An 11,180-nucleotide genomic window follows, 5' to 3' on the forward strand; every position below is an offset into this window, starting at 1 on the left:
TGCCGCACTGCTGTAACGCTATGGGTCTTTTTGCTCTTTTATTTTATTATTTTCATCTTATCATAAAATTTAGAACATTCGTTTCACTCTTCCTCTAAACCATATTGAGAAAGTTTTTTCTAAATCTTCCATAATTCCCACAAGAATATCTTACCATCAAACGAACTAATGTTCTAGTTTGTGTTCGGATTTTATCCAAAAAAATTATCAAATATTGTATTTAAGCCAAATTTATTGGTATTTATAGTTTAAAAATAACGCCTTATTTATAATATAGGCATGAACACATTTGGAGAAAATTTAAAAAAGTTTAGATCAAATCGTTCTTTAACACAAGCGGAACTTGGAGATATGGTCCAATTAAGTCGTAGTCAGGTAAGTAACTTAGAGACCAACTTTAACGAACCCGACTTAAAATCTTTAGATCGTATCGCCAATTTCTTTAACACATCGGTCGATGCACTTTTAGGAAGAAATATTCCGGAATCTGAAGAACAATTAAAAACCATTCTCGATGAGATCCAAACGGTTTTCGCAGGCCTAAATGAATCTCAACGAGAACAATTCTGTAAACAACTCCTTTTCTACACACAATTTCTAAATGAGAAAAAAGAGTTATTATGAATCGATTGTAGTAGAAAACTTTTCCATATTCAACGGTAAAGTTTCCCTGCAACTAAATCTATAAAAAGCAAGAGCTTTTGTTTGAAACAAGCTCCTGCTTTTTATTTATACGCATCTTTGTCGCTATTAGTATACCAGACAGATGTTCATTATATCAATAGCTACAAAAATTAAATATCAAAAGTATATTCTATATCTAGCTTCCCATCTTGATAAAACACTATTTTTTTTATTAGTTTCTGAAAAGCTTTATGTAAGTCCTGTTCCTCCTGCAACAGCATAAAAGCATCCTGTATATCCTTTGTTTCCCTGTTTTGAATATCTTTATCTTTTAATTTAAGTAATTGAAGTTCCTGAGCTGTCATCTCATCTTCTAATTTCCTGTTTCGATTAACGAAAGTTTCTTTATCAATGAACGAGTCCATGTAAAGTTCTAAGAGTTTTTCTTTTTTACTCTCCAGCTGTTTAATCGTCTTTTTTGATTTTGCTATTTTTCCTTGCAGCTTGTCCTTAATTTGTGCAACTAATCTAGTTTCAATATACTCCTGCTTTTGTTTTAATCGTTCTAAGATTAAATTACGAAAATCTTCGTATCGGACTGGTATATGATTTACACAAGTTCCGTACGCCTTATACGTCGAACATTTCATATACACACGCTCATATTTACTGCGTACTCCAGCATAAATTGCTCTTACTCTTTTACCACAGTGTGCACACCATACTATTCCCCGAAACTCATTACGATAATCTGATTTTGTTTTTTTATCCTTCACGCCACTTACTAGATTTATACGTTCCCATTGTTCTTTTGAAATTATAGCATCATGGTGATTTTCAAATACTAACCACTTCTCTTTAGGATTTTTAACAGTTTTCTTTTTACCATCAACTTTTACTGTTTTATATTTGTGCATTACATGTTCACCAGTATATAAAGAGTTAGTGACTATTGTTTTTACAGATGCCTCAGACCATAAGTTTCCGAATCTTGTCCTGCATCCTTTTTTATTTAAGTTATTAGCAATCATACGATATCCGCGCCCGTCTTCGTACCAGTCAAACATTTCCTTAACAAGGAGCGCTTCCTCGTCATTAATTATTAATTTTTTATCAATACGATCATAACCAAAAGGAATGGTTCCTGTATGCTCCCCACGTCTTACTTTAGCACTTAATGCTGCTGAGATGGATGTTGATAATGTCTTAGGGAGTTGTGCAGCAAACATCGCATATATCTCGAATTTCATATCATTATTACCCTCATAGTAACTATCGTAACCTTCCTCAATTGTTACTAAACGCACACCATGACCAAGTAATATTTCTTTAATCTCTAGTGCATCTTTAAGGTCGCGGGCTAAGCGGTGTATCGATTTAAAAACTACCGTATCTAATTCATTTTTCCTAACTTTCTGTAATATAAGCTGCATCGCATGGCGCTCAAGCCATGCGGTACCCGAAATACCATCGTCAAAATACACAGCATTCTGATCCCATTCATAACCATTCTTCTCAATCCAGTATCGGCAAATATCAACCTGGTTCTCAACTGATGACACTTGTTCGTCCTTATCAGTTGATACACGTACATACACAGCATACCGCAATTTTTACACACCCTCTCTTGTTTGTTGCTAAGAATAATCATGATTAAATTATATGATTAACCGCGAAAACTGACAATCTATTACCAAAACAAAAAGACGACTTTCTACAGTCGTCAAAATAAAAATATATAAATCTCAAAAATTCAGGAGGGGGTAAACAATACACAACAACATCTAATAAAAACAAAAAAGAAAAAGAACCCCCTCTATAAAAAATATACCTTATATATATAATATAAATATAAAACTAATAATTATATATTATATATAGAGTATACTATTAGTAATAGTATATAAGTATTATTACTGTTAGGGTTCTAAGTTTTTTTAGCTGTAGATTCATTTAATTAGGTGCCAGTATTCATTAACCACACCAATTAGTTCATCAACTAACGCATCCAACTGTGCCATTCTCTCGTCACCAAGTTCTTCTAAATAATTATCACGGTAATCTTCTGTCATTCTTTCAAGTGTTAGATACAACCAATAAGCAAGTTGAGACCCGCTTACCTCATACTTACGTAAAATTGCATTCAATTCTTTTTTCGATTCTTTCATGATAGACCACCTCAATTTTAAGAATTAAACACATGGAATCACATAAACTTTCGCATACACATCGTATTTAGCTGCAAGTTGCTCCAGCTTTTTTTGTCTGTATTCTGTCATAGTAAAGAAATGAATGAGAGGTATTTTTCCGTTGTATTTGTTTTTGTAGTATAACGAAAATTCCCTATACCTGCTCATCTTTTCAGCGTTCACAATCATCATTTGCGTACGATCTATCTCTACTGCATTTAGTGTACCTTCTTCATCTCTGAACTTCACATCAGGAATAATTGTCTTCTTTTTATCATCTACTTTATAACGTATGGGTGTTTCTATCTGCCAGTCGTCGGGACAAAACAGATAGAGCCATGCTTCATTTCTCATTAAGCTGTGTGCTAGTCGACTATTTGGTACAATCTTCTCTGTATCGTCGAACAGCTCACGGCCCTTTTTATTTAAGTAATACACGTACTCTTTTTGGTACACTGTGTTATTTACATATGGACTGAGGTCTTTTAAAATACGATTCGCGTTACGAATCCCTCCCATATCGTGCACCGCCATTAGATGCCTACGTGTTGCGAATTTCAGCTTTCTAATCAAGGTCAGAATCGTCATCTGACGGTTTATTTTGATATGTGTCTGGATGTTCATCTTTTTTCACCTCGTATTGTTTTAGATGTTCCCACATCATTTCATCGCTAATAAACGGCACCTGCAGCTCAGTTAGTCGATCAGTTTTATAAATAGCTCTACCAGGTAAGGACGGCAATGTTTCTAGTCCCGATTCATCAAGAACAACCTCAGATGCCTTATATGTTGGTAGCCGAAACCCTAACTTCGCATCAGACATCTGCTTTACTACTGATGGAATTGATGTGACTGTAGGATACTGTGTAGCCAGAATCAGACGAAATCCTAAGCCGCCCGATACAGTCGCTATATAACTAAGCATGTACTGGCACTCTTCTCGGATCTTATTAACATGACGTGGTAATCCTTTGGCCGGAGCAAGCACGGCACCCTCATCAACAATAACGAAATACCGATCTTTTTCTTTTGTTTCAACAATATTTTTGTAACCATTTTCCTTCATGAATTTTCCACGCTCTTCGATTTTTTTCATTATTTGTTTTAGTACATGATGTGCTTTTTCTACAGAATCAGCCACTTCTTCCACCTGTTTTAAGCCGCTGAACTCGCTAAATTCCAAACCCTTTTCCTTTAAATCAATTAAATATACGTGAGCATTTTCAGGATTCGCCTCAATCAGAGTAGTAAGTAGTACTTTCATAAATACTGTTTTCCCCATTCGTGTAAGACCACCTAGTACCATATGAGGAGTTTTATCAAAGTCATGATAAATTAACTTCTCGAGGCTTTGCCCCATCGGTACTTGCCATTCACCTTTTTTTACTAGCCCTTCATTCCAACACCACTTTTGTGGGATACGTTTACTGAATACCCGAATCATTATCTTGTAGTTATCGTATTTGATACGTACAGGCTTATTTAATCCTTCACTTACAACATCCTCAACCTTTTGTATTAATTTAGACGGCATCCCTAACGGTAGTTTATATACATAAGTCGTACTACGATCATCTTCTTTTCTTTCGAGAAAAACCGGATAATGTAATTTTTCATCCTTCCTAATTGCAATCCCACTTACTTCAAAGAATACTTGTATATTCTTTCTATCATCCTCTTTACCTTTTAAACTATCATTTAGCAAAGCGTACCCGAGCGAAACTGCAGGTATTAATAACAATTCAAGCATAGGGGTTCACTCCTTATATATCCTTAAAGGATATAGTTGCTCTTTACTGGAAGATTTACATACAAGTTGTTTTTCTTATATAACAAAGTGTCCCATGATTCTAGGTTCCATTCCTTCAAAGAAACACCATTAGCACATAACGTAGAAGATACAAAAACGAGCCGGTAAGAGTTGTATACATCGTCATACGTGGAAGCCAATGTGGAACACTCATCCCCATCTTCTCAGCTGCCTTCATCGCCACTACAGACAATCCTGTCGCTGTCCAAATTACTACAACTTCCCCAGCAAGTGTCATATCGAATCCCTCTTTCTCTTTAGTTGTAATCCTTTTGACGTGAGAATCGGTTGATACTGATTAACCATTTCATCCCATTCAAGAATTTCTTCCTCTTCCCCGTATAGATCTTCCATAATATCGTTAGATAAGCTGTAGTAACCGCGGTACTCTTTGTTGTTAGATACCTCGTGTCTTTCCATATGTTTTAGAATAGAGTTTACTTCACCTTTACCCCTGGACTCTTTATACATGCTTCTCAGCTCTTTAGAAGGATACAGATACGGTGTGTCATTCAAGTAATCATATTGCCACCTCATCGTTCATCCCTCCACTGTTTACAGTCCTCTAAGTATGCATCAATCCTTTTTTGAATCCCTATTTCGTTATACGGACCATAAGGGTCTTCTTCTCCTAATAAGTCAACGATATCGACGTAGTTTGGATTTTTTAACATACTGTGATTTGCGATGTGATTGTACACACATTGCACTTCATCATGATCATCAGCCTCTACGTACATGTTGTAAAGTGTTTGTGACGGATACAGTTGCATGCGATTTAAATACTTATATCCAGGTCTCATTGTTCCTCACCTTTCCCTTCTTGATGTCCTCATTTCCACTTGGTATTCCTCGTGGTCTTGATGTGGTATTGATATAGGTATATGACCTGGAGAATTATTTTTGCACGTCCACACCAATTTTTTTCTTTCTAGCTTGTACTATTTATAAAGGAGTTTATTTTTGTATATAGAAAGTAAATCCTTGAGGTGAACGTATATGAAGTTTAAATGTAAACTCAAAGTAATCTTTGCAGAGCTTGATATTAAGCAGAGTGATTTTGCAAAACGTATTGGAGTTGACGACTCTACTCTTAGTGCAATTGTTCGTAATCGTACTAAACCTCGTTTTGATACAGCCTATCTAATTTGTAAGGAACTCGGTAAACCAATTGAGGAGATCTGGACCATCGAGGAGTAATTCCTCCCCCTCCAGCCTTAATAAGTTTTTATCTTTATTTTTACACTTGACTTTTGTGTTCGGCAGACAATCATGGGATGAGGGTATAGGACAACGGCTAGGGCAGAGAATGACTACCTTACAACGCTTCAAAAATAAAAAGCGTCGTAAAGTAGACGTTCTGTCAATCATGGTCTATCGGGTTAAGGAATCCGTATAGTAACACCCTGTTTAAACGCTGTAATCTCTTACACAGCTGACTTTTTACAGATAAAGCTTGTCCTATCTGCAGAAAGAATCAGGGAAGGAAATGCACTACTGGCGTATCCTTCATTACTCGTAACTTATAATTCTTTCATTATCAGCTGCTACCCGTGCCGTAACACGCCAAGCAACCGCCGTACCGTTAATGGCCGTACTCACCTAGACTCCTAACAACGCAAACAAGGAAACGTTATTCATTAGGACGCTTTACTTTCTGACGTTGGCTTAGCTAACCTGTTCAAGTTTAACGAGTGTTAGGTCATTCCTCGTGTGGATCATCCCCTTAATTACTTAAAAAAGACAATAAGAAACTAGACCTCGTGTACATCTGTTTTTTCGAATGAAGATATTCACGAGGCTGGGGGTTGTCCGATATTTAGTTAACGAAAGAGTTTATAGAACATGAGCTATAAGCATATTGATAAGGAATAAAACCGAAGCTACAGTATAAAAACCATAAAACCAAATACAATCAGATTTTGTTTCTAAACCGAAATAGTTATTAAGAGTTTTCATTTTCGTCCCCTTTCAACCTAAAAAGTTCAACTAATTAAGTTAAATATATAACTCAATTAGTTGAACGTCAATAGGTAACCTAGAAAAGTTTACTATTTTTTGTGTAATTGTGTTAGAATACGAGATAAGATGGTTGTGTATCGGAGGAGAATACATATGATATTTACATTGGGACAGACGTTACATGAGATAGGTGTAACCAAAAACAAATTAGCTGTAGAAGCAAAAATCCGCCATAATACAATTAGTGATTTAGTAAACGGTAATGTTAGTTCTATACGTATAGATACATTACAAGCAATACTTGATACATTAAATAAGTTAGCTGCTGATCAAGGAATAGCAAAAGTTTATGGTATTAAAGATGTTATCAAACATGAAAAAGACGCATAATTAGCGTCTTTTTTACTTACAAATATTAGATAAATACTTAAATTTGTGTTGTTATTTGATACAATAACCTTGCAATACACTATCATAGGAGGGAGAAAATGAGAAAAAATTATTTCAATACATTAGGGTTAGTGTTTATCGGAACGTCTTTATTATTTACGACTGGCTGTACGCCACAAAATAATGAAGCGACCTCTCAAGCTGTAATTCAAAAGGATGAGGAAAAAGCTGCAAAGCAAGCGGAAAAAGAAGCGGAGAAACAAAGAAAGCAACAAGAAAAAGAACAAAAAGCTCAAGAAAAAGAAAGAATAAAAGAAGTAAATAAAGAAAAAGACTTTAACAAAAGTATCGAAAAAATTGTTAAAAAAACCATTGGAATAGACGATGTAGAATCTGTTGAAGTAAATAAAAACTTCGATTTACCCGACCCAAATAATAAAGTGGTATTACTTAACTTAAAAAACGCTAACGATAAAGTTCTTACATGGAATGGGACTACTAATATACTAAAAAAATTATCAAAAGAAAAAGAAATCCAGAAGGTCGTTTTTGTATGGAAGGCTGAGCTAACAGATACATACGGTAACAAAAAGAGCGATCCTGTAATGAAAATGAATATAGACCGCGAGAGCTTAGACAAAATTAACTTTAAAAACTTTGATCACAACGATATCCCAAATGTTGTAAAAGATTATTGGGAACATCCCGCATATAACAAGTAGCTTAGTTATGAAAGGGTGATAACATTTTGAAAAGAAAAAAGTTGTGCTTACGAATTGGTAATGAATACTACGGTACAGAGAAAAAAGAAGTTCTGTTTCAAGAAGTGTACGAAAAACTATTAGGCGTTAAAGTAATAGTCACTCGTAAAACAAAGAAAACTGATAAATAATTGAACATTTATCCAATATGCATATTAGTAAATTGGTATTAACATTCAGGAGGAAGATATAATGACCTTAACTTTTCTAGAAGCCGCAGCAAAAAATTTAATGGCTGAATTTGAAGCATCAAAAGCTGTACATCATCACGGATTAAAAGGAGATATTAGAGAAAATGCAGTAATTAAAACATTTCTATCAAAACATCTTCCTCAAAAATATAATATCGGTAGTGGTGTAATTGTAAATGCTGACTCAGATCAGAGTAGGCAACAAGATATAATTATTTATGATGCGTTTAATTGTCCATTACTACATAACGAAGAAAACACAAAAATTGTTCCAATTGAAAATGTATATAGTACCCTTGAAGTTAAATCCACACTAACTAAATCAGAACTTAAAAAATGTATTGAAAATATTAAGAGTGTAAAATCTCTCTCAAATCCAAATACATTACCATCTGGGTTTGTATTTGCATTCCAATCAGATAGTTCTATAGACAATGTATGTAAAAATTTAATAGAATTTAATGCTGAAGTTCCTTCACAACATCAGATTAACGCAGTATGTATTCTTGATAAAGGTGTAATTGCTTATTTTCATAAACACGGTTTGACTGATATGAGAGTATTACATGATGAAGATTGTTATGCCGCATCGATACAAGGAACGCCTGAGAGAAACCTGATTTTGTTTTATTTACTATTAATGACAGCACTATCACAAAAAGCCATTTCACCACCGGATCTAATCACTTATGCGTCTAAACAAGGAATATTTGAGGCAACAAATTATACCTTTCCAAAACAAGGATTTACAGATGATACATTTCTCCTAAATGCAGAAAATAACGAAAGAGTTTACGTTAATCAACATAGGGGTAAATAACAAAAAAGGAGGCTCCTATTTTTAGGAGCCTCCTTTTCACTTATTGTCACATAAACTCACTGTCGTATAAGTTATTCTTTCGTGTAAAAATATTTAAGCCCTTTTGCATCTAACCACGCTGTTGCTTTGTCTAGCTCGTTTCCTTGACGATAATCCGTCTCAAAATATACAAGACCCTGACGATCTCCACGAGAAACAATTTTAGAAGTGTATCCAAGCGTATCCATCATTTGAACCATATCAGGAATTAAATTTACACCAAACTCATAAGTAATAACTTTATTATGTTTGTTCACGACAATCTCCACTCCTTCTTCTTGTTTTTCAGTTTTTTCAAAAGTTTGATTTGTAAACCAGGATAAAGGCTTGCTTCCGATTAATTCATTTAAATCACACTTACCGATACCTGGAACGTTTCCGGTTTCAGTATATTGCCACAGATCGCAAGGATAGTTAGGTTTTAAGCCACCATAACGTGGGATCCAAACAAAATCACATTTCACATTTGCCATTCCAAAAGGAGCATACATATGATGGCCAACATATAAACCGACTTTTTTAGCACCTAATCTGCGTAATTCATCGATAAAAGCTTGCGTACCAGCTCTCATATCATTCATTGTTTTTACTTCTACGTCAGCTACCCAAACTGTAGCGCTTTTGTCACCACGATTCCAGAAATCACGTGCTTCTATACGTGCATCATTTTCAGAAACAAAACGACAGAATGCATAGTTACCAAAAGGGATACCATGTTGTTTCATAGCTTGTACATAACCTTTGTATAATGGATCTACATAATTTGAACCATCTTGTACACGAGCAATAATAAAATCAATGTGTTGTTTTGCTACAGGCCAATTAATATTACCGTTCCATTTTGAAATATCTACTGTGTAACCCATTATATAACCTCCTTATTTTAAATCGTATTTTTCAAGAACATCTTTTTGTTGTAATCCTTTGTTACTTAAGTAATTGTTTTTCCAGGCCATATACAGCGTATAACCACCGGTAATTACAGCTACAATATAGTTTGTAAGTTCATTACTAATAGTCTGGTAACCGACTAAGTTTAATACGCTATTAATTACAGCAATAATCAGGATGACAAAACGCGTAATTGATGCATTATCTAAACTTTTCATGTGACCACCTCCTCTCATTTCAAGAAATTTAAAATGTTAAATAATAAAAGGACTGCCAATGACAGTCCTGAAATCCACATAGATATATGTGCTTTTTTGTTACTTTCCAACTTTTCTTGCGCTAGTTTTAAGTCTCGTATTTCTCGATCACGGAACTTGAACATCTCATCAACTTCAGTCCTTTGCATATAATTTTTTTGATTGTAGTCTAGCTTTTCCTCGATTCGTTTAACTGCGGCGTTCATCGTCTGAAGATGCACTTCTAATTTCGCAATACGTTCGTACTCTTTTTGCTCCACCGCCATCACCCCTTTTTAGACAATAAAAAAAGACCAGCTTATGGCTGCTCCGGTTTCTCGTTTATTAATTTTTGAACTATATCTTTCAACTCAGCTAGATTGATTTCGAGCGTTTCAATCCTTCTTTTTGATTGTGTGCTTTCTTCTTTCAATAACTTATACTCATCGTAAAACTGTTGGAAAGCTACGATAAAAAGGGAAACAGTATTATATAAATTAATAGCACGCTTCTCTTTATCGGTAAATACATCGTCCGTATCATCTGCAATCATACCGAAATACGTTTCAATTTCTTTTGTTGTATATGGTTCTGTTTGTTCCTCCGGTTTGTTCATACGCATTTGATACAGATCATACATATCGTCCTTGAAGTTATACTGTTTGATAGCTAAACTCATGATTTTATCAAGAGCTGAAAAAGGAATATCTTTTATATTTTCTTTCATATTTCTAGCTGATGTAGGATTAAATGCTTTCGCCCACATTTGGCCATTAGCATTTATATTTTCTTGCGCTCGTAGTGTTCTTAATTCTATATCTTTCCATCCTTGACCCATCATATCTTTAATCTGCAAGCCGTTGTTATAACCTTGTACAAAACTTGACCTTATCATTGCATTACCCATGATTAAATCATGATCGGCGGCGCCGTTTACGAAATGTATTTTATAGTCGCTGCCTTTTCTTTTGAAAGTAAACTGCCCCGAGTTATTTGTAAAAATATGCGGCTCAGTTGTAGTTACAGAGAAGTAACCATATCCTGGAGCCCATCCTTCAGATTCAAAAATAATATTATTCAAGTTTTGAAAACGAAATTGTCCATCTGAATATACGCTCAGATGTCCACCGTCATTATGCATTTGAATATAGTTTGACCAAATATTAGTTCCTTCTGCATTTTCTCCTTTAGAAATCCCAAATTTTGCATATGCTTTAGAAGGTTGATCGACTCCATTAATTCGCGGCATGACTTGATAAATATAAAA

The 11,180-nt window shown here is 34.7% G+C and carries 18 protein-coding genes; 6 read left to right on the forward strand and 12 right to left on the reverse strand.

Annotation, left to right across the window (positions count from 1 at the left end; genetic code table 11):
• The first annotated feature begins 279 nt into the window (after window positions 1-279).
• Window positions 280-624, forward strand: coding sequence for a helix-turn-helix domain-containing protein (locus tag GBN78_RS11615; RefSeq protein ID WP_033699282.1), 345 nt, complete (start codon window positions 280-282; stop codon window positions 622-624).
• 170 nt (window positions 625-794) lie between these two features.
• Here GBN78_RS11615 and GBN78_RS11620 read toward each other — a convergent pair whose 3' ends face one another.
• From GBN78_RS11620 to GBN78_RS11650, 7 genes are all read right to left on the reverse strand, one after another.
• Window positions 795-2,234 carry a recombinase family protein gene (locus tag GBN78_RS11620; protein ID WP_103623585.1) on the reverse strand — a complete coding sequence of 480 codons (1,440 nt, stop codon included), beginning with the start codon at window positions 2,232-2,234 and terminating at the stop codon, window positions 795-797.
• 339 nt (window positions 2,235-2,573) lie between these two features.
• The gene (locus tag GBN78_RS11625; protein WP_152127418.1) at window positions 2,574-2,792 is read right to left on the reverse strand and encodes a hypothetical protein; all 219 of its coding nucleotides are present in this window, start codon (window positions 2,790-2,792) and stop codon (window positions 2,574-2,576) included.
• A 24-nt stretch (window positions 2,793-2,816) separates the two neighbouring features.
• Window positions 2,817-3,437: a replication-relaxation family protein gene (locus GBN78_RS11630; protein WP_152127419.1), complete on the reverse strand. Its 621-nt coding sequence runs from the start codon at window positions 3,435-3,437 to the stop codon at window positions 2,817-2,819.
• Window positions 3,379-4,563 carry an FtsK/SpoIIIE domain-containing protein gene (locus GBN78_RS11635; protein ID WP_152127420.1) on the reverse strand — a complete coding sequence of 395 codons (1,185 nt, stop codon included), beginning with the start codon at window positions 4,561-4,563 and terminating at the stop codon, window positions 3,379-3,381. Before GBN78_RS11635 ends, GBN78_RS11630 begins: the two co-directional genes overlap by 59 nt.
• Window positions 4,564-4,678: 115 nt before the next feature.
• Window positions 4,679-4,861: a hypothetical protein gene (locus GBN78_RS11640; protein WP_000170792.1), complete on the reverse strand. Its 183-nt coding sequence runs from the start codon at window positions 4,859-4,861 to the stop codon at window positions 4,679-4,681.
• Window positions 4,858-5,160: a hypothetical protein gene (locus GBN78_RS11645; RefSeq protein WP_001267618.1), complete on the reverse strand. Its 303-nt coding sequence runs from the start codon at window positions 5,158-5,160 to the stop codon at window positions 4,858-4,860. The genes GBN78_RS11640 and GBN78_RS11645 overlap by 4 nt, the downstream gene beginning before the upstream one ends.
• Window positions 5,157-5,426: a hypothetical protein gene (locus GBN78_RS11650; RefSeq protein WP_088362085.1), complete on the reverse strand. Its 270-nt coding sequence runs from the start codon at window positions 5,424-5,426 to the stop codon at window positions 5,157-5,159. Before GBN78_RS11650 ends, GBN78_RS11645 begins: the two co-directional genes overlap by 4 nt.
• Before the next feature lie 196 nt (window positions 5,427-5,622).
• Between GBN78_RS11650 and GBN78_RS11655 the strand changes: the two genes are divergently transcribed.
• Window positions 5,623-5,823: a helix-turn-helix transcriptional regulator gene (locus GBN78_RS11655; protein WP_000669088.1), complete on the forward strand. Its 201-nt coding sequence runs from the start codon at window positions 5,623-5,625 to the stop codon at window positions 5,821-5,823.
• 636 nt (window positions 5,824-6,459) lie between these two features.
• Here GBN78_RS11655 and GBN78_RS11660 read toward each other — a convergent pair.
• Window positions 6,460-6,582, reverse strand: a complete 123-nt coding sequence (locus GBN78_RS11660; RefSeq protein ID WP_109140867.1) for a DUF3961 domain-containing protein — start codon at window positions 6,580-6,582, stop codon at window positions 6,460-6,462.
• Between the two features lie 156 nt (window positions 6,583-6,738).
• On the opposite strand from GBN78_RS11660, the gene GBN78_RS11665 reads away from it, so the two are divergent.
• From GBN78_RS11665 to GBN78_RS11675, 4 genes are all read left to right on the forward strand, one after another.
• Window positions 6,739-6,975, forward strand: a complete 237-nt coding sequence (locus GBN78_RS11665) for a helix-turn-helix domain-containing protein (protein WP_053513905.1) — start codon at window positions 6,739-6,741, stop codon at window positions 6,973-6,975.
• 98 nt (window positions 6,976-7,073) lie between these two features.
• On the forward strand, window positions 7,074-7,697 hold the full coding sequence (locus GBN78_RS11670; RefSeq protein WP_152127421.1) for a hypothetical protein: 624 nt from the start codon (window positions 7,074-7,076) through the stop codon (window positions 7,695-7,697).
• 26 nt (window positions 7,698-7,723) lie between these two features.
• Window positions 7,724-7,867, forward strand: a complete 144-nt coding sequence (locus GBN78_RS30185) for a hypothetical protein (protein WP_170962493.1) — start codon at window positions 7,724-7,726, stop codon at window positions 7,865-7,867.
• 61 nt (window positions 7,868-7,928) lie between these two features.
• A complete protein-coding gene (locus tag GBN78_RS11675) occupies window positions 7,929-8,747 on the forward strand; it encodes a DUF6602 domain-containing protein (protein WP_152127422.1) in 819 nt (272 codons plus the stop codon).
• Window positions 8,748-8,818: 71 nt separating this feature from the next.
• Here GBN78_RS11675 and GBN78_RS11680 read toward each other — a convergent pair whose 3' ends face one another.
• The 4 genes from GBN78_RS11680 to GBN78_RS11695 form a co-directional block, all read right to left on the reverse strand.
• The gene (locus GBN78_RS11680; protein WP_152127423.1) at window positions 8,819-9,652 is read right to left on the reverse strand and encodes a GH25 family lysozyme; all 834 of its coding nucleotides are present in this window, start codon (window positions 9,650-9,652) and stop codon (window positions 8,819-8,821) included.
• Between the two features lie 12 nt (window positions 9,653-9,664).
• Window positions 9,665-9,895 (reverse strand): phage holin, encoded by a 231-nt coding sequence (locus GBN78_RS11685; RefSeq protein WP_152127424.1) that lies wholly within the window; start codon window positions 9,893-9,895, stop codon window positions 9,665-9,667.
• Window positions 9,896-9,909: 14 nt separating this feature from the next.
• Window positions 9,910-10,200 (reverse strand): hypothetical protein, encoded by a 291-nt coding sequence (locus GBN78_RS11690; RefSeq protein ID WP_001999821.1) that lies wholly within the window; start codon window positions 10,198-10,200, stop codon window positions 9,910-9,912.
• A 32-nt stretch (window positions 10,201-10,232) separates the two neighbouring features.
• Window positions 10,233-11,180: tail fiber domain-containing protein (locus GBN78_RS11695; RefSeq protein ID WP_193224737.1), on the reverse strand; the 948-nt coding region annotated here is incomplete at its 5' end.

The organism is Bacillus sp. B2-WWTP-C-10-Post-4, from assembly GCF_009183805.1.
Taxonomy (GTDB): domain Bacteria; phylum Bacillota; class Bacilli; order Bacillales; family Bacillaceae_G; genus Bacillus_A; species Bacillus_A cereus.